Origin of the sequence: Streptomyces corynorhini (assembly GCF_003346515.1) — a bacterium.
In the GTDB taxonomy this organism is placed as follows: Bacteria; Actinomycetota; Actinomycetes; order Streptomycetales; family Streptomycetaceae; genus Streptomyces; species Streptomyces corynorhini.
The window spans coordinates 1-17,733 of sequence record NZ_QQNA01000040.1 but is presented as its reverse complement, the minus strand read 5'-3'; the positions used below and the strand labels follow the sequence as shown (position 1 = coordinate 17,733).

At 71.8% G+C, this 17,733-nt stretch carries 15 protein-coding genes; 7 read left to right on the top strand and 8 right to left on the bottom strand.

All coding sequences use genetic code 11. The features are described 5' to 3' along the window. The first annotated feature begins 130 nt into the window (after positions 1-130). Positions 131-1,717: a Na+/H+ antiporter gene (locus DVH02_RS07075; RefSeq protein WP_114622835.1), complete on the top strand. Its 1,587-nt coding sequence runs from the start codon at positions 131-133 to the stop codon at positions 1,715-1,717. Between the two features lie 35 nt (positions 1,718-1,752). Here the strand turns inward: DVH02_RS07075 and DVH02_RS07070 are convergent, their stop codons facing one another. Further along, on the bottom strand, positions 1,753-2,859 hold the full coding sequence (locus DVH02_RS07070; protein WP_114622834.1) for a mechanosensitive ion channel family protein: 1,107 nt from the start codon (positions 2,857-2,859) through the stop codon (positions 1,753-1,755). 47 nt (positions 2,860-2,906) lie between these two features. On the opposite strand from DVH02_RS07070, the gene DVH02_RS07065 reads away from it, so the two are divergent. Continuing rightward, positions 2,907-3,476 (top strand): dienelactone hydrolase family protein, encoded by a 570-nt coding sequence (locus tag DVH02_RS07065; protein ID WP_114622833.1) that lies wholly within the window; start codon positions 2,907-2,909, stop codon positions 3,474-3,476. 164 nt (positions 3,477-3,640) lie between these two features. On the opposite strand, the gene DVH02_RS07060 is transcribed toward DVH02_RS07065, so the two are convergent. From DVH02_RS07060 to DVH02_RS07050, 3 genes are all read right to left on the bottom strand, one after another. Beyond that, on the bottom strand, positions 3,641-4,456 hold the full coding sequence (locus DVH02_RS07060) for a DsbA family protein (RefSeq protein ID WP_114622832.1): 816 nt from the start codon (positions 4,454-4,456) through the stop codon (positions 3,641-3,643). Between the two features lie 54 nt (positions 4,457-4,510). After that, complete coding sequence (locus tag DVH02_RS07055) at positions 4,511-5,206, bottom strand: hypothetical protein (protein ID WP_114622838.1); 696 nt, start codon at positions 5,204-5,206, stop codon at positions 4,511-4,513. 85 nt (positions 5,207-5,291) lie between these two features. Beyond that, entirely contained in the window at positions 5,292-6,656 is a 1,365-nt protein-coding gene (locus tag DVH02_RS07050) for a DUF2252 domain-containing protein (RefSeq protein ID WP_114622831.1), read from the bottom strand. Positions 6,657-6,914: 258 nt separating this feature from the next. On the opposite strand from DVH02_RS07050, the gene dnaE reads away from it, so the two are divergent. Continuing rightward, positions 6,915-10,451 carry a DNA polymerase III subunit alpha gene (gene dnaE, locus DVH02_RS07045; RefSeq protein ID WP_114622837.1) on the top strand — a complete coding sequence of 1,179 codons (3,537 nt, stop codon included), beginning with the start codon at positions 6,915-6,917 and terminating at the stop codon, positions 10,449-10,451. A gap of 198 nt (positions 10,452-10,649) precedes the next feature. Here the strand turns inward: dnaE and DVH02_RS07040 are convergent, their stop codons facing one another. Continuing rightward, on the bottom strand, positions 10,650-10,829 hold the full coding sequence (locus tag DVH02_RS07040; protein ID WP_114622830.1) for a hypothetical protein: 180 nt from the start codon (positions 10,827-10,829) through the stop codon (positions 10,650-10,652). Between the two features lie 247 nt (positions 10,830-11,076). Here DVH02_RS07040 and DVH02_RS07035 point away from each other — a divergent pair, with 247 nt between their 5' ends. The 4 genes from DVH02_RS07035 to DVH02_RS07020 all read left to right on the top strand — a co-directional run bounded on the left by DVH02_RS07035 (position 11,077) and on the right by DVH02_RS07020 (position 15,262). Next, the gene (locus DVH02_RS07035) at positions 11,077-12,408 is read left to right on the top strand and encodes an NYN domain-containing protein (protein WP_114622829.1); all 1,332 of its coding nucleotides are present in this window, start codon (positions 11,077-11,079) and stop codon (positions 12,406-12,408) included. 89 nt (positions 12,409-12,497) lie between these two features. Beyond that, on the top strand, positions 12,498-13,469 hold the full coding sequence (locus DVH02_RS07030) for an ABC transporter ATP-binding protein (RefSeq protein ID WP_199566188.1): 972 nt from the start codon (positions 12,498-12,500) through the stop codon (positions 13,467-13,469). Positions 13,470-13,578: 109 nt separating this feature from the next. Then, complete coding sequence (locus tag DVH02_RS07025) at positions 13,579-14,406, top strand: ABC transporter permease (protein ID WP_114622828.1); 828 nt, start codon at positions 13,579-13,581, stop codon at positions 14,404-14,406. Between the two features lie 34 nt (positions 14,407-14,440). Then, on the top strand, positions 14,441-15,262 hold the full coding sequence (locus tag DVH02_RS07020; protein WP_233518081.1) for an ABC transporter permease: 822 nt from the start codon (positions 14,441-14,443) through the stop codon (positions 15,260-15,262). Positions 15,263-15,313: 51 nt separating this feature from the next. Here the strand turns inward: DVH02_RS07020 and ybaK are convergent, their stop codons facing one another. From ybaK to DVH02_RS07005, 3 genes are read right to left on the bottom strand one after another with little or no spacing between them, the layout of a single operon-like run. Further along, positions 15,314-15,823: a Cys-tRNA(Pro) deacylase gene (gene ybaK, locus DVH02_RS07015; protein WP_114622827.1), complete on the bottom strand. Its 510-nt coding sequence runs from the start codon at positions 15,821-15,823 to the stop codon at positions 15,314-15,316. Between the two features lie 17 nt (positions 15,824-15,840). Beyond that, on the bottom strand, positions 15,841-16,581 hold the full coding sequence (locus tag DVH02_RS07010) for an LON peptidase substrate-binding domain-containing protein (protein ID WP_114622826.1): 741 nt from the start codon (positions 16,579-16,581) through the stop codon (positions 15,841-15,843). 11 nt (positions 16,582-16,592) lie between these two features. Then, the gene (locus DVH02_RS07005; protein ID WP_114622825.1) at positions 16,593-17,615 is read right to left on the bottom strand and encodes a hypothetical protein; all 1,023 of its coding nucleotides are present in this window, start codon (positions 17,613-17,615) and stop codon (positions 16,593-16,595) included. Positions 17,616-17,733 lie beyond the last annotated feature (118 nt).

Here is a 17,733-nt window from a genome sequence, read left to right as displayed (position 1 = left end):
CGTCCCCGGTGCACCGGGGACGGCCCGTACCGGCCACCCCCTGGCCTGATTCCGCCGGGTCCCATGGCAGGCTTGAGCCCTTGATCCCCGAAGTCTGCCGTCAAGGCTTTCGACCCCCGGAGGGCCCACTGTGGACCAGCTGGCACTGCTGATCGTGCTGTTGCTCGGGGCGGTGCTGACCGTGCCGCTGGGGGACCGGCTGGGGCTGCCCTCGCCGGTCCTGATGACGATCGTGGGCGTCGTCCTGGCGCTGCTGCCGTTCGTCCCCAACGTTCAGGTACCACCGGAGTTCATTCTTCCGCTGCTGCTGCCGCCCCTGCTCTACGCGGCGGTCCAACGCACCTCCTGGCGCCAGTTCACGGCGAACCTGAGACCGATCTTCCTGCTGGCCGTCGCGCTGGTCTTCGTCACGACGGCCGCCGTGGCGGCGGTGGCCAACTCCATCGTGCCGGGACTGCCGATCGCCGGCGCGATCGCGCTCGGCGCGCTCGTCGCCCCGCCCGACCCGGTGGCCGCGACCGCGGTGGCCGGCTCCCTCGGACTGCCCCGGCGGCTGGTGTCGATCCTGGAGGGCGAGGGACTCTTCAACGACGTCACCGCGATCGTGCTCTACCACGTGGCGATCGCCGCCGCCGTCTCCGGAACGTTCTCCTGGCCCAGCGCGGTCGGCTCCCTCGTGCTCTCCGCCGTCGTGGCGGTGGCCGTGGGGCTCGCGCTCGGCTGGCTCACCAACAAGCTGATGGCCCTGCTCGGCGACGCGACCCTCCAGATCGGCCTGTCCCTCCTGGTGCCCTTCGTCGCCTACGTGCTGGCGGAGGAGCTGCACGGCTCCGGTGTCCTCGCCGTCCTCACCATCGCGCTCTTCCTGGCCACGCACACGGCGGACGCCGACGACGTGATGGGACGGCTGGCGGGCAACTCCTTCTGGGAGGTCGTCGACACGCTCGTCACCGGTGTCGCCTTCGGGCTGATCGGGCTGGAGCTGCACAACGCCTTCGGCGCGGCCAACGGCCGGGTGGGCGAGATGCTCGGCTGGGGCGCGGCCGTCGTCGGGGTCGTCGTCTTCGTCCGCCTGCTGTGGCTGCTGCCCGCCACCTGGCTCGCCAAGCGGATGCACAAGCTGCGCGACTACGACGAGGAGATCCCCACCAGCTGGCGCGAGACCGTCGTCATGTGGTGGGCCGGGATGCGCGGGGTGGCGTCCGTGGCGCTGGCCCTGGCCATTCCGCTGGAGACCGACAGCGGGGAGCCCTTCCCCGGCCGCGAGGAGATCATCTTCATCGCGTTCGCGGTCATCATGGCCACGCTCGTCGTCCAGGGCCTCACCCTGCCCTGGCTGGTGAAGAAGCTCGGAGTACGGGCCGACACCAACGCCGAGCACGAGCTGGAGCACTCCCTCGCGGTCCGCGCCGCCAAGGCGGCCAAGGCCAGGCTCAAGGAGATCGAGGAGGTCGAGGACCTCCCGGAGGACATCAGCGAGCGGCTGATGCGCGGAGCCGTGGACATCGGGCTGCGGATCAGCCCGGACCTCGCCGACGACGAACGCCGCGAATGGGTCGCCACCCGGGTGGAGCGCGTCAAGGTCGTCCAGCGCATCCAGCGCGAGATGATGTCGGCGGCCCGGCACGAGGTCCTCTCCGCCCGTAACGAACCCGGCTCGGACCCGGAGATCGTGGACCGCGTGCTGCGCCACCTCGACGTGCGCTCCATGCACTGACGCGCGCGCCTCCCGGCGGGGAGGCGACCCGCCCGTCAGCCCCGGCCGGTGGGCGGCTGCTCGATGGCCTCGCCGACCGCCGGGCGCCCGCCGCGCGGGGCGGGGAGCACCGTACCCGGCTCCGTCGCGATCCTCGGCAGAGCGTACGGATGGTGCTCCACCAGCCAGCCGATCAACTGCTCGCGCACCGCGCAGCGCACCGTCCAGATGTCGTCCGCGTCCTTGGCGGTGACCACCGCGCGCACCTCGATGGTGGTCGGCGTGGTGTCGGTGACGGCCAGGCTCCACGTCCTGCCGTCCCAGGCCGGGCACTCCAGCAGGATCTCGTGCAGCCGCTCGCGCATCAGCCGCATCGGCGCCGAGTGGTCCAGCTGGAAGAAGACCGTGCCGGTCATCTGGACGCCGCCGCGCGACCAGTTCTCGAACGGCGTGCTGGTGAAGTACGACACGGGCATCGTGATGCGCCGCTCGTCCCAGGTCCGTACGGCCAGGAACGTCAGCGTGATCTCCTCGACCACGCCCCACTCGCCGTCTACCACCACCGTGTCGCCGATCCGCACCATGTCGCCGAACGCGATCTGGAACCCGGCGAAGAGATTGCCCAGCGTGGACTGCGCGGCGACACCGGCGACGATGCCGATGATGCCCGCGGAGGCCAGCATCGACGTACCGACGGCCCGCAGATCGGGGAAGGTGAGCAGGATCGCGGCCAGCGCGACCACCACCACGACGGCGGTCACGATCCGCATGATCAGCGTCACCTGGGTACGGACCCGGCGCAGCCGGGCCGGGTCCCGGGTCGAGGACGCGTACCGGGCGTACGTCGACTCCACCGCCGCCGAGACGATCCGCAGCACCAGCCACGCGCCCGCGCCGATGAGCACCAGGGACAGCGCCCGGCCGATGCCCGTGTGGTGCGTCTCGATGACCGTCCAGCGGGTCTGGCGGTAGGTGCCGCGCAGCGCGCTGGTGAGCAGCAGCACCTGCAACGGCAGGCGGCAGCGGCGCAGCAGCCCCCACAGCGGGGTCTCCGGATGGCGGCCGTCCACACGGCGCAGCAGCAGGTCGACGATCCAGCCGAGCGTCAGCGTGAGCAGTACGGAGCCCCCGAAGACGATCAGCGGGCGCAGCAGGTGGTCCATGGCTCCCTCGATGGGTTCCGGTCGGGGCGGACTGGCAGGATGTCCGGATGGACATCATGCTCTTCCACTCGGTCTACGGTCTGCGCCCCGCGGTGCGGGAAGCCGCCGACCGACTGCGTTCCGCCGGGCACGAGGTGCGCGTGCCCGACCTCTTCGAGGGACAAACCGCCTCCAGCGCGGAAGAGGGCATGGAGCTGAAGGACCGGATCGGCAAGGAGGAGCTGCTGCGCCGCGCGGTCCTGGCCGCCGCCCCCTACTCCGAGCGCGGGCTGGTGTACGTGGGCTTCTCGCTCGGCGGCTCCATCGCGCAGAACCTGGCGCTGGGCGACGCGAAGGCGCGCGGGCTGCTGCTTCTGCACGGCACGTCCGACATCGCGGCGAACGCGTCGGTCGACGATCTGCCCGTACAGCTGCACGTCGCGGACCCTGACCCCTTCGAGTCGCACGACTGGCTGAACTCCTGGTACCTCCAGATGGGGCGGGCGGGGGCCGACGTGGAGGTCTACCGCTACCCGGGGGCCGGGCACCTCTACACGGACCGGGAGCTGCCCGACTACGACGAGGCGGCGGCGGAGGAGACCTGGCGGACCGGGCTCGCCTTCATCGACTCGCTGTAGCCGCCCGCTGTAGCCGCCCGGCCCCGGACCGCCGTCCTGCCCTGTTCTGCCCAGCCCTGCCCTGTCCGGCCCTGTCCTGCTCTGCTCTGTCCGGCCCCCGGCGACGCGTGCGCGCCGGGGGCCTGCTGTGCGAAGGCGCCGAGGGCCGGTACCGGGGCTGTCGGCTATCCCTTCAGCGCCTTGGTGAGCGCCGCGTTGAACTCGGCCACCGTCATCGGCGGGTTGTCGCTGCCCTCGGCGGTGAGCTTCTCGCCGTCCATCTTCAGCGTCGGGGTGCCCTGCACGCCGCTCTTGTCGAAGGCGGCGGACATCTTCATCGCCCAGGCGTCGTACGTACCGTCCTTAACGTCCTTCTGGAACGCCGCGTTGCCCTTGAGCGCCTTCACCGAGTCGGCCACCTCGATCAGATAGCTGTCCTTGGCGAACTTGTCGCTGGTCTCCTCCGGGTGGTACTTCGTGGAGTAGAGCGCCGTCTTGTACTCCAGGAACGCCTCGGGGCTCACGTTGAGCGCCGCGCCCAGCGCCGACAGGGCCTTCTTCGAGCCCGTGCCGTTGTCGGAGTTGTCGATGAAGGTCGCGCCGACGTACTTGATCTTGAACTTGCCCGCGTCGACGTCGTTGTGGACGGTCTCGCCGACCGTCTGCTCGAACTGGGCGCAGACCGGGCAGCGGGAGTCCTCGTACAGTTCGAGCGTCTTCTTGGCGTCCGGCTTGCCGATGACGACGGTCGTGCCGTCGGTGCCCGTGGTGTTCTTCGGGGCGACGACGGACTTCTCGTCCTTCATCGCCTCCCAGTGCGAGGGCTTGTTCGCCTGGACGACCGCGTAGCCGACGCCGCCGGCTATCGCGAGTATCGCGACCGCCGAGACCCCGACGACGATCTGGCGGCGGGCCTTGTCCTTCTTCGCCTGCCGCTCGCGCTCCTCGCGCAGCCGCTCGCGGGCGGCGGCCTTGTTGGACTGGTTGTTGCGTGCGCTCATGCTGGTTCACTCCGTGTGATGACGTGGTCGTGCGTAAGGGGACGGCCGGGACGCTCAGACAGTGCCGAGCGCGGGGCGCGGAGGTCCCCGCCGTCCCACGGAGTGCACCAGCGGCCGGGTGCGGGCGGCCCGGCGCCGGGCCGCCGGGCGGACCGGGCGGCGCAGCGCCCCGCGGACCGTGCCCGCCGCCGCGGCCGCGATCAGCAGCGGGCGGAAGGCGGCGGCGCCCGCCGCCCGCACCAGACGGGACAGGGCGGCCTCGCCGTGCCGCAGCCAGGCGGCGGCGAACAGCCCGACCGAGACATGGGCGGCGAGCAGCAGCCAGGGCAGGGCCGGGTCAGGTGAGGTCAGCAGCGCCGCCGCGGTCGAGTCGGCGCGCACCACGCCGGGCAGCGGCGCCCCGACCGCGCCCGCGCCGCCGCCTCCGCACAGCACGTCGAGGCCGACGGCGCGCAGCGACCCCGCCACGGGGCCGCCCGCCGGGCCGTAGCAGACGTGCTGGCCGCTGGTGAAGACGGTGTCCGCGGCCAGCTCCAGCGGGACGAGCAGGGCGGCGATCCGCCCGAAGCCCCGCTCACGGCCCGCCGCCGCGTAGGCGAGCAGGAAGACCACGGCGCTCAGCGCGGCGACCAGGGTGAGCGGGAGCGGGACGCGGGAGAGCAGCACGTGGGAGCCCGCGGACAGCGTCACGACCAGTGCCGTGAAGAGTGCTGCCCGCGCCGCTCTGAGCCGCGTCCCTGATATGTCCATCGCCGCCGAGTGTGCCATGCGCGCCGGTAAACGGTCCCTAAAGGAGGCGGGCGCGCAGACCCCTCACGGGCGGCTCACCGGCGGCTCACAGGAGCCGGGGCGCGGGGTTCGGCGCCAGCTTCCCGTTGCGGAACAGGTCGACGAAGATCTGGTGGTCCGCGCGGGCCCGCGCCCCGTAGGTGTGCGCGAAGTCCACCAGCAGCGCCCCGAAGCCGTCCTCGTCGGCCGCGATCGCCGCGTCGATGGCCCGTTCCGTGGAGAACGGCACCAGCGAGTGGCCGCTCTCGTCGTCCGCCGCCGCGTGCATGGTGGCCGTGGCCCTGCCGAGGTCGGCGACGACCGCCGCGATCTCCTCCGGGTCGTCCAGATCCGACCAGTCCAGATCCACGGCGTACGGCGAGACCTCGGCGACCAGCTGCCCCGCCCCGCCCAGCTCGGTCCAGCCCAGCCACGGATCGGCGTGCGCCTGGAGGGCGCGCTGCGAGATGACCGTACGGTGCCCCTCGTGCTGGAAGTACTCCCGTACGGACCGGTCGGTGATGTGCCGGGAGACCGCCGGGGTCTGCGCCTGCTTCATGTAGATGACCACGTCGTTCTCCAGGGCGTCGCTGTTGCCCTCCAGGAGGATGTTGTACGAGGGCAGCCCCGCCGAGCCGATGCCGATGCCGCGCCGGCCGACGACGTCCTTCACGCGGTAGGAGTCGGGGCGGCTCAGGCTGGCCTCGGGCAGCGTCTCCAGATAGCCGTCGAACGCCGCGAGGATCTTGTACCGGGTGGCCGCGTCCAGCTCGACGGAGCCGCCGTCGGGCGCGAAGCGCCGCTCGTACTCCCTGATCTCCGTCATCGAGTCCAGCAGCCCGAAGCGGGTGAGCGAACGCGCCGAGCGCAGCGCGCCCAGCAGCGGCCCCTGCGCGGTGTCCAGGGTGAAGGGCGGCACCTCGTCGTCCTTGGCGCCGGCCGCCAGGGCGTGGATCCGCTCGCGGTAGGCGCCCGCGTAGATCTCCACCAGTTCGGTGATCACCTCGTCGCTGAGGGCCTTGGTGTGGCCGATCAGCGCCAGCGAGGCGGCGAACCGCTTCAGGTCCCAGACGAACGGGCCGACGTACGCCTCGTCGAAGTCGTTGACGTTGAAGATCAGCCGCCCGTTCGCGTCCATGTACGTGCCGAAGTTCTCCGCGTGCAGATCGCCGTGGATCCACACCCGGGAGGTGCGCTCGTCGAGGAACGGCCCCGCGGCCCCGGACTCGGCGCGCTCCCGCTCCAGGTCGCTGTAGAACAGACTGGCCGTGCCCCGGTAGAAGGCGAAGGCGGAGGCCGCCATCTTGCGGAACTTCACCCGGAAGGCCGCTGGGTCCGCGGCGAGCAACTCGCCGAACGCCGTGTCGAAGACGGCGAGTATCTCCTCGCCGCGCTGCTCGTCAGCTGCTTCCACGGGTCGCGGGACCGACATCGCTGGGTGCCTCCTGTAGATGGCGTCAAATGGGACAACACGGCGGTATGGGCGGGGACGCGGCCGCGAACGGCACGGGTGAGGGCGCCGCCGGCGCCCTCACCCGAGCAACGCTCGGCGCCTCCCGCGAGTGCCCGTCGGCTGTCGGTGCCGCGACGTAGACTTCCCAGCTGTCCCCCCGGTCCGCTCTCGGCACCGGGGCCCCGGAGGTCGCCCCCGGGGAAACACCGTGTCGTCCGCTCGTTGGAGGCCCCCGCCGTGACCAAGCCGCCTTTCACGCACCTGCACGTGCACACCCAGTACTCGCTGCTGGACGGTGCCGCGCGGTTGGGGGACATGTTCAACGCGTGCAAAGAGATGGGCATGTCGCACATCGCGATGACGGACCACGGAAACCTGCACGGCGCCTACGACTTCTTCCATCAGGCCACGAAGGCCGGGGTGACCCCGATCATCGGGATCGAGGCGTACGTGGCGCCGGAGTCGCGGCGGCTGAAGCGCAAGGTCCAGTGGGGGCAGCCGCACCAGAAGCGCGACGACGTGTCCGGTTCGGGTGGTTACACGCACAAGACGATCTGGGCGGCCAACCGCACCGGGCTGCACAACCTGTTCCGGCTCTCCTCGGACGCGTACAAGGAGGGGTGGCTCCAGAAGTGGCCCCGGATGGACAAGGAGACCATCGCGAAGTGGTCGGAGGGGCTGATCGCCTCGACCGGCTGCCCCTCGGGCGAGCTGCAGACGCGGCTGCGGCTCGGCCAGTTCGACGAGGCGGTGCAGGCGGCCTCCGACTATCAGGACATCTTCGGCAAGGACCGCTACTTCCTGGAGCTGATGGACCACGGCATCGAGATCGAGCGCCGGGTGCGCGACGGTCTCCTGGAGGTCGGCAAGAAGCTCGGCATCCCGCCGCTGGTCACCAACGACTCGCACTACACGTACGCGCACGAGGCGACCGCCCATGACGCGCTGCTGTGCATCCAGACCGGCAAGAACCTCTCCGATCCCGACCGCTTCCGCTTCGACGGCACCGGCTACTACCTCAAGTCCACCGACGAGATGTACGCCGTCGACTCCTCCGACGCCTGGCAGCAGGGGTGCGCCAACACCCGCCTGGTCGCCGACCAGATCGACCCCGAGGGCTGGTTCCAGGAACGGAACCTGATGCCCAGGTTCGACGTGCCCGAAGGGTTCACCGAGGTCTCCTGGTTCCGCGAGGAGACCAAGCGGGGCATGGCCCGCCGCTTCCCGAACGGCGTCCCGGAAGACCGGATGCGCCAGGTCGAGTACGAGATGGGCATCATCATCGACATGGGCTTCCCGGGGTACTTCCTCGTGGTCGCCGACTTCATCATGTGGGCGAAGAACAACGGCATCGCGGTCGGCCCCGGCCGCGGTTCCGCCGCCGGCTCGATCGTGTCGTACGCCATGGGCATCACCGACCTCGACCCGATCGAGCACGGGCTGATCTTCGAGCGGTTCCTCAACCCCGAGCGCATCTCGATGCCCGATGTCGACATCGACTTCGACGAGCGCAGGCGCGGTGAGGTCATCCGGTACGTGACCGAGAAGTACGGCGAGGACAAGGTCGCCATGATCGGCACGTACGGCAAGATCAAGGCGAAGAACGCGATCAAGGACTCCGCGCGCGTCCTGGGCTACCCGTACGCCATGGGCGACCGCCTCACCAAGGCCATGCCCGCCGACGTCCTCGGCAAGGGCATCGACCTCAACGGCATCACCGACCCCAAGCACCCCCGCTACAGCGAGGCGGGCGAGATCCGGGGGATGTACGAGAACGAGGCGGACGTCAAGAAGGTCATCGACACGGCCAAGGGCGTGGAGGGCCTCGTCCGGCAGATGGGCGTGCACGCCGCCGGAGTGATCATGTCCAGCGAGACGATCACCGACCACGTACCGGTCTGGGTGCGGCACACCGACGGCGTGACGATCACGCAGTGGGACTACCCGCAGTGCGAGTCGCTCGGCCTGCTGAAGATGGACTTCCTCGGCCTGCGCAACCTGACCATCATGGACGACGCCGTCAAGATGGTGAAGGCCAACAAGGCCGTCGACCTCGACCTGCTCGCCCTGCCGCTGGACGACCCGAAGACCTACGAACTGCTCTGCCGCGGCGACACGCTCGGCGTCTTCCAGTTCGACGGCGGCCCCATGCGCTCCCTGCTGCGCCAGATGCAGCCCGACAACTTCGAGGACATTTCCGCCGTCTCGGCCCTCTACCGGCCGGGCCCCATGGGCATGAACTCGCACACGAACTACGCGGAGCGCAAGAACGGCCGCCAGGAGATCACCCCGATCCACCCGGAGCTGGAGGAGCCCCTCAAGGAGGTCCTCGGCCTCACCTACGGCCTGATCGTCTACCAGGAGCAGGTGCAGAAGGCCGCCCAGATCGTCGCGGGCTACTCGCTCGGCGAGGCCGACATCCTGCGCCGCGTGATGGGCAAGAAGAAGGCCGACGAGCTGGCGAAGAACTTCGTCCTCTTCGAGGCGGGCGCCAAGAAGAACGGCTTCTCGGACGCGGCGATCAAGGCGCTGTGGGACGTGCTGGTGCCGTTCGCCGGATACGCGTTCAACAAGGCGCACTCCTCCGCGTACGGCCTGGTCACCTACTGGACCGCCTATCTGAAGGCGAATTACCCCGCCGAATACATGGCGGCGCTGCTGACATCGGTCAAGGACGACAAGGACAAGTCGGCGGTTTATCTCAACGAGTGCCGGCGTATGGGCATCAAGGTGCTGCCGCCCAATGTCAACGAGTCGCAGTCGAACTTCGCGGCGCAAGGCAGCGACGTCATCCTGTTCGGCCTGACGGCCATCAGGAACGTCGGCCAGAACGTGGTGGACTCGATCATCCGCTGCCGCAAGGCGAAGGGGAAATACGCGACGTTCCCCGACTTCCTCGACAAGGTCGAGGCGGTCGTCTGCAACAAGCGCACCGTGGAATCGCTCATCAAGGCCGGGGCGTTCGACGAGATGGGCCACACCCGCAAGGGGCTGGTCGCCCACCACGAGCCGATGATCGACAATGTGGTGGCGGTCAAGCGCAAGGAGGCCGAGGGGCAGTTCGACCTCTTCGGCGGCGGTGACGAGGAGTCGACGGAACCGGGCTTCGGGCTCGACGTGGAATTCTCCGACATCGAGTGGGACAAGTCGTATCTGCTCGCGCAGGAGCGCGAAATGCTCGGCCTCTATGTCTCCGACCACCCCCTCTTCGGTATCGAGCACGTCCTGTCCGACAAGTCGGACGCGGCGATCTCCCAGCTCACCGGCGGGGAGCACGCCGACGGCGCGGTCGTCACCATCGGCGGCATCATCTCCGGCCTCCAGCGCAAGATGACCAAGCAGGGCAACGCCTGGGCGATCGCGACCGTCGAGGACCTGGCCGGTTCCATCGAGTGCATGTTCTTCCCCGCGACCTACCAGCTGGTCTCCACCCAGCTGGTGGAGGACACCGTCGTCTTCGTCAAGGGCCGCCTCGACAAGCGCGAGGACATCCCCCGGCTGGTCGCGATGGAGATGCAGGTCCCCGATGTGTCGTCCGCCGGGACGGACGCGCCCGTGACCATCACCATCCCCACCGTCAAGCTCACCCCGCCGATGGTCAGCAGGCTCGGCGAGATCCTCAGCCACCACCGGGGCAACTCCGAGGTACGGATCAAGCTCCAGGGCGCCCGCAAGACCACGGTCCTACGCCTCGACCGGCACCGCGTCCAGCCCGATCCGGCCCTCTTCGGCGACCTGAAGGTACTGCTCGGCCCGGCCTGTCTGGCCGGATAGGGCCCGACCGTCCGGCTGACAGAGCCGCCCGGAGCCGCACAGAGCCGCCCGGAGCCGCCCGGAGCCGCACAGGGCCGCCCGGAGCCGCACAGGGCCGGACAGGACGGGAGGGGGCCTCGCCGCGCGGGGCTCCCGGACGGGCGAGGGGCGCGGCCGATGACCGGCCGCGCCCCTCGCTCCGGCGTATCCGGAGCGTCGTCAGTTGTGGCCGAAACGCTTCTGCCGGCCCTTCTGCGCGACATCCGAAGGCGTTATGTTCGACAGCCGCTCCTCGGCGCGGTCCTCCATGGACGAGGACTTCGATTCCTCGTTACCGCGCTCGGCGTCCGAACGAGCATGCTGTTTATTGCCGCGATCGCGATTCTTGTGCTTGGCCATGACGCTGCCTCCTGCGGGTGATTCTGCGGGGCTTGGGACCGTCCCCAGACTCACATAGCCCATTAAACGCCGCATTTTGGATCATTGCGGTGTGTAGTGGTGCCTCGTCAACCGCTCCCGCGGCTCATCCGCCACGCCGATGATCGAGTTCCGGACCGCCGACCACCGCCTGTCGGGCAGACTCGAAGGAATACCGCTGTCACTTCCCCTCTCCCGATCCTCCCGATCCCGAGGTTCCCGAAAGAAGGTGGAACGCGTGGACCGCTGCGTTGTCCTGGTGGACGCCGGATATCTGCTGGGCGCCGCCGCGAGTCTCCTCGCCGGAGAACCGGCCCGTTCCCGCATCACCGTCGACCACGCCGCGCTCATCCAGGGCCTGCGCGAGCGGGCCGAGGCCGACACGGAACAGCCACTGCTGCGCATCTACTGGTTCGACGGCGCCCCCGACCGGGTTCCGCAGCCCGAGCACCGGCGGCTGCGCGTGATGCCCCGGGTCACCGTGCGGCTCGGCGCGCTCACCCGCAGCGACGGGCGCTGGGCCCAGAAGGGCGTCGACGCGGCGATGCACGCCGAGCTGACCGAGCTGGCCAGGAACCGGGCCTGCTCGGACGTGGTGCTGGTGACCGGGGACGGCGACCTGCTGCCCGGCCTGATGTCGGCCAAGGAGCACGGCGTCGCCGTACACCTGTGGGCCGTCCAGGCCGCCGACGGCGACTACAACCAGTCCGAGGACCTGGTCGCCGAGGCCGACGAGCGGCGGGTGCTCGACCGGGCCTGGATCACCAAGGCCGTACGCGCCAAGGAGGTGGGCGGCATCTGCGCGCCCCCGCCCGCCCCGCGCCCCGAGATCGCCGCGATCCTCTCCGCGCCGCTGCCCGAGTCGGGGCTCGCCGCCTCCACCGAGCGGGCCGAGCGCGCCGAACGGGCCGAACGCGCTGAACGCGCAGAGCGGGCCGAGCGCGCCGCGCGGGCCGCCGGGGAGCGCGGGACCCCGGCCGCGCCGCCGGCCGCCGAGCGCGCTCCCGAGCCGCACCCCGTCTCCGCCGCAGGCCCGAAGGGCGTACCCACCCCCAAGGACCTGGCCGGGCTGCGGGCTCCCGGCGCCGTCCAGCCCGCCGACGCGAGGACCGACCGGGCACCGGCGGGCGCGACGCTGCGCTGGTCCTCGGATCGGGGCTGGATCGAGCGCCCCGGCGCCTCCTCGGCGGGCGAGCCGCCCGAGACGGCGTCCCTGCCCACGCTGGCGCAGCTCACCAGCGCGGAGCAGCGGTGGGCCGACCGCGAGGAGGACATCACGACGGTCGGCGGCGACCCGTTCGAGGTCGGACAGGTCTTCGCCCGCCGCTGGATGGAACGGCTCCCGGACGGCGGGCACGTCCAGAAGCTCTCCGTCATGTACCCGCGCGTCCCGCACCGCATCGACGGCGAACTGCTCCGGTACGCGGCGCGCTTCGGGCTGCTCGCCCACAAGGACGACCAGATCGACGAGCACGACCGCTACGCGATCCGGGCGGGATTCTGGCGCGAGATCGACGTACGGGCGGCCGCGGAGAACGTCGACGCCGCTCCGGGGTCCTGACCCGGTTCCCGGCCGGATCCCGGCCCGGGTCCCCGCCCCGCCGCCCGCCGCGACGCCGGGGACCCGTAAGGTCGTTGCTCGTGAGTACGGTGTGCGTGGTGCGCGATCTGGTCAAGACGTACCCCGCCGCGCGCGGTGGCCGAGGGGCTCCCGGGACACCGGCGGTGCGGGCCACCGACGGGATCTCCCTCGATGTGCGGCGCGGCGAGATCTTCGGTCTGCTCGGGCCCAACGGAGCGGGCAAGACCACCCTCGTACGGCAGCTGACCGGTCTGATGCGGCCCGACTCCGGCGTGGTCCGGCTCCTCGGGCACGACCTCGTACGCCATCCGGAACGGGCCGCCCGGCTCATCGGCTACCTCGGCCAGGAGTCGAGCGCGCTCGACGAGCTGACGGTCGCGCTCGCCGCCGAGACCACCGGCAGGCTGCGCGGGCTGACCCTCAGGGCGGCGCGGGCGGAGCGGGACGCGGTGCTCGCCGAGCTGGGGCTGACCGGGATCGCCGGGCGCCCGCTGAAGAAACTCTCCGGCGGCCAGCGGCGGCTGGCCTGCTTCGCCGCCACGCTGGTGGGGGAGCGGCCCGTCCTGGTCCTGGACGAGCCCACCACCGGGATGGACCCCGTCGCGCGGCGCGCGGTGTGGACGGCGGTGGACCGGCGGCGGGCCGAACACGGCGCGACGGTGGTGCTGGTCACCCACAACGTCATCGAGGCCGAGACCGTCCTCGACCGGGTCGCCGTTCTGGAGCGGGGCAGGGTCATCGCCTGCGACACCCCGGCAGGTCTCAAGCAGGAGGTCGCGAACGAGGTACGGGTGGAGCTGGTGTGGCGCGAACGCGCCCCGCTCGACGTCCCCGAGGTCGCCGCGCTGCGCGGATCCGCGCAGGAGTCCGGGCGCCGCTGGGTGCTGCGGCTCGCGCCCGACGAGGCGCGCGCCGCCGTCGCGGCGGTGACCGGTGGCGCGGCCTTCGCGGCGCTGGACGACTTCACGCTGGCGACGCCGAGCCTGGAGGATGTCTATCTGGCGCTGGGCGGCCGGACGAAGGGGCTGGTGAAGGCATGAGCACGAGGACGGTCACGACCCCGGCCCGCGTCCGTGCCTCCCTGCCCGGCGGCCCCGGCGCCCCGGGCGCACCGACCACAGCGAACGTACCGAACAGGAGCAGCGCCAAGTGAGCATCGTGCCCGCGGAGGCCGTCTCCGGCAGAATCCGGACCGACCGGGACACCGTCCGGGAGAGCCAGGAACACCCCCTCGCCCCCCGCGCCCGGCTGCTGCCCTCGCTCGCCGCCGTCTACCGCGCGCAGCTGTCACGGGCGCGGGTCGCCAGGATCCCGCTGCTGTTCGTGGCGACCTTCCAGTCCGTCGGGATCATGATCCTGATGCGCGGGGTCGTCGACGGGGGCGGTGAGGCGCGGGCGGTGGTCGCCGGGTCGAGCGTGCTCGTCGTGGCGTTCGTCGCGCTCAACCTGCTCGCCCAGTACTTCGGCCAACTGCGCGCGAGCGGCGGGCTCGACCACTACGCGACGCTGCCCGTGCCGCCCGCCGCCGTGGTGCTGGGGGCGGCGGGGGCGTACGCCTCGTTCACCGTGCCCGGCACCCTGGTCACCGCCGTCACCGGCAGCGTGCTCTTCCAGCTGCCGCTGACGCACCTGTGGGTGCTGGTGGCGGTCATCCCGCTCTCCGGGGCGGCCCTCGCCGGGCTCGGCGCCGCGTGCGGGCTGCTGGCGCCGCGCCCCGAGCTGGCCACGCTCCTCGGGCAGCTGGGCATGTCGGCGGCGCTGCTGCTGGGCGTGCTGCCCGCGGACCGGCTGCCGGGGCCGGTGGGGTACGCGCGCGATCTGCTGCCCTCCACCTACGGTGTCGAGGCTTTCGCCCGTACGTTCGACGCGCATCCCGACTGGTCCGCGGTCGCCCTCGACCTCGGGGTCTGCGCGGCCGTCGGCGTCTGTTCACTGGCGGTGGCGACCTGGGCCTACCGGCGGGCGGCGGTCCGGTGAGGCGGCTCGCCGCCGGGCCTGGCACGATGGCACAGTGACCGCACCGTTGACGCCTCCCCACCAACCGCCGCACGACGATCCCTGGCAGAGCCCTTCGCCCGGTCCGTCCCCCTACTCCGGGGACGGAGCGGAGCGGGAGAGCGGCTTCGACCTCGGCGCGGAGCTGCGCCAGGGCGTGGTGGTGCTGGTGGCGGTGGCCCTGGCGGGACTCGCGCTCGGGGCGCTGTGGATGTGGCTGGCCCCCCGGGTGCCCCTGGTCTCGGACGACACGGCGGTCTTCCTCAAGGACACGGAGGGCGAGGAGGCCATCGCGGCGGACGGTACGTTCCTGCTGCTCGGCCTCGCCTTCGGCGTGCTCTGCGCGGTCCTGGTCTTCCTCTTCCGGCGGCGCGGCGGGATCGCGGTCGTCGCCGGGCTCGCGCTGGGCGGCGTCCTGGGCGGGGTGCTGGCCTGGAAGTTCGGCGTGTGGCTGGGCCCCACGTCGGACGTGGTGGCCCACGCCAGGGCGGTCGGCAAGGGCGTCACCTTCGACGCGCCGCTCGAACTCAACGCGAAGGGCGTGCTGCTGGCGTGGCCGGTCGCCGCCATGGTGGTCCATCTCGCGCTGACCGCGCTGTTCGGGCCGCGCGATCCGGAACCGGAGTGGGAGTGGGGCCCGGCCCCGCTGTACGGAACGCCCCCGGCGCCCCAGGGATCCCACGCGGCCCAGGAATCCCCGGCGCCCCACAGCTCCCCGGGCCCCTCGCAGCCGCACGTATCCCAGCCGCACGAATCCGGCCCGCACGAATCCCAGCCGCACGGATCCGAGACCGCCGCCGCGCCCCGGCGTCCCGCGGGGGACGAGCCGCGCGGCTGATCCGCGCGGCCCGGGGCGCACCCGGCCGTCATGACGTGCGGGACGCCCGTATCACGTGACGGACGTCCGGCCGATGGGCGCCAGCGTCGCCCCGGTGAGGGACGCCAGGTCCGCGGGGGACAGCTCGACCTCAAGCCCCCGGCGGCCCGCCGAGACACAGACCGTCGCGTGGTCGCCGGCCGACGCGTCCACCACCGTACGCAGCCGTTTGCGCTGGCCCAGCGGCGAGATGCCGCCCCGCACGTATCCCGTCGTACGCTCCGCCGCCGCCGGATCGGCCATCGCGGCGCGCTTGCCGCCGACCGCCGCCGCCAGCGCCTTCAGGTCGAGCGAGCCGGCCACCGGGACGACGGCGACGGTCAGTTCGCCGTCGACGTCCGCGACCAGCGTCTTGAAGACCCGCTCGGGCGCGACGCCCAGCGCCTGGGCGGCCTCCTCGCCGTAGGAAGCGGAGGCCGGGTCGTGCTCGTAGGCGTGCAGCGTGAACGCCGCGCCGGCCGCCGTCAGCGCCACCGTCGCCGGAGTGCCACCGGCCTGCCGCTTGCCGGGCTTCTTCGCCAAGGTGTGCTCTCCCCGTCTCAGTTGGGGCTGGTCGGCGCGTGGGTCAGATCCACCGCCGGCAGCGACGGGAGATGGCGGATCACCGCCGTCTCGGCGCGCAGCAGCTTCAGCTCGGCGCGCAGCCGGTCCGCGACGTCCGGCGCCTCCAACAGCCGCTGCCGGGTCGGGATGTCGAGCACGGCCGCCGCCGCGACCAGGTAGGAGATCACCGAGGGTTCGTGCGGCAGCTCGTCGCTCCTGGACAGCGAGCGCTCCCGCGCCCCGGCCAGTCGCTTCTGGTAGCTCTGGAAGGCCCGGAGCACCCCTTCGGCGAGCGGGGCGGCGCCCTCGCCGGTCTCCTCCGCCAGCTCCTCCAGCTCGCCCGTCAGATACGGGCCGCTCGCGTCGACCGACAGCAGCCGGGCCCGGGTGGTGCCGGTGGCGACCACCTCGAAGCTGCCGTCGGGACGTTCGCGGATGGTGGCCGTGTCGGCGATACAGGCCACCGGGTGCAGGGCGGCGAGGGGGTCGGGGCCGAAGCCGGCGGCCGGACCGCGCACGGGCGGCGCGCTCCCGTCCGGCATCCCCGGCGCGGTCGTCGCGACTTCGTGCCCGTCGCGGATGGCGACCACGGCGAAGCGGCGCGGCTCGGACTCGTCCGTCTTGAGCAGCTCGCGCATGATGGCGCGATAGCGCTCCTCATAGACGTTCAGCGGCAGGACGAGGCCAGGGAAAAGCACCGCGTTCAGCGGGAAGAGTGGTAGGCGTGCGGTGGTCACAACGGTCAAGCCTAATGGCCGCGGGCCCCGCTCCGGTCGGCCCTGCGCAGCAAAGGCGTCGCCGAGGCCACCTGGATCCGTACCGCGTCCCGCGTTTCGAGGAACCGGGCGAGCGGGTCCTCGGTCAGACAGATCCACGGGAACGAGGTGGCGTACGGCCCGATCAGCCGGAACTGGTCGAGCGCCGCCGTCCACCGCCCCCGCTCCACCAGCACGAACGCCAGCAGATTGCGCACCTCGGCCGGCCACGGGTCGTCCGGGCCGTACGACGCCGACAGCTCGATCGCCAGATCGGCCGCCGCGTCGATCCGGTCCGTCTGCAGCGGCGTCGGCACGCCGCCGAGCAGCTGGACGAAGGCCGCCCGCAGCGGCAGCGCCCGCACCAGCGAGCCCGGCAGGGCGTCCTCGGCCGCGCGCTCCGCGAAGTCGAAGCACTCGCGGTGCGAGCCGTACCAGTGGGCCGACAGGTACTTCAGCGCCGCGACATGACAGCCGTAGTGGTGCGAGGAGCGCTGTACGGCCTGTTCCCACAGCGCCTCGAACGAGGAGTGCGGGGCGTGCGAGCCCCGCGCGTGGTCCAGCGCCACGCGCCAGGGCACCGGGTCGCGCGGGTCGCCGTCCGCCGCCGCGTCGATCAGCGGGCCCGTCTCGCGCAGCCGCTCGGCGCGGGCCGGTGACTCCCAGGCGCGGTGCACCGCCAGCTCCGCCCGGACCAGAGCGGCGTCCGGATCGTACGGCGCGGCCCGCAGCCAGGCCGTCAGCCAGGCGTCCCGGCTCTTGGCGAAGACGGCCAGCCGCGTCACGTACCGGTCGCGGTTCTCCCACTCGGCCGACTCCCGGGTGGCCGCGAGCACCTTGGCGGCCCGCTCGTAGTCGCCGAGCGCGGCCGAGACGAGCGCGGGCGCCAGCCGGTCGTCGGGCGCGTCGAGCAGCACCTCATGGTCGGGCGGCAGCCCGGCACCGAGCTGCGGGGTGTGCCGGACCATACGCGCGGTGCTGATCAGGGCGCGGAGAAAAGACATGGTGCGGACCATTGAAAGCGGGGCCGGACCGGGGCGCCAGGGGTCCCACGTGAAGCTTTCGTATCGAAAGCGGGTGGATCGTCCGCCGGGGCGCGCTCCCCGCTCCCGCCCCGGCGGACGATCCACCCGC

Coding starts and splice junctions, on each gene's coding strand:
- DVH02_RS07050 (WP_114622831.1), bottom strand. CDS start 6,656: ATGTCGGTCCCGCGACCCGTGGAAGCAGCTGACGAGCAGCGCGGCGAG.
- DVH02_RS07040 (WP_114622830.1), bottom strand. CDS start 10,829: ATGGCCAAGCACAAGAATCGCGATCGCGGCAATAAACAGCATGCTCGT.
- DVH02_RS07065 (WP_114622833.1), top strand. CDS start 2,907: ATGGACATCATGCTCTTCCACTCGGTCTACGGTCTGCGCCCCGCGGTG.
- DVH02_RS07060 (WP_114622832.1), bottom strand. CDS start 4,456: ATGAGCGCACGCAACAACCAGTCCAACAAGGCCGCCGCCCGCGAGCGG.
- DVH02_RS07055 (WP_114622838.1), bottom strand. CDS start 5,206: ATGGACATATCAGGGACGCGGCTCAGAGCGGCGCGGGCAGCACTCTTC.
- DVH02_RS07005 (WP_114622825.1), bottom strand. CDS start 17,615: ATGGTCCGCACCATGTCTTTTCTCCGCGCCCTGATCAGCACCGCGCGT.
- DVH02_RS07070 (WP_114622834.1), bottom strand. CDS start 2,859: ATGGACCACCTGCTGCGCCCGCTGATCGTCTTCGGGGGCTCCGTACTG.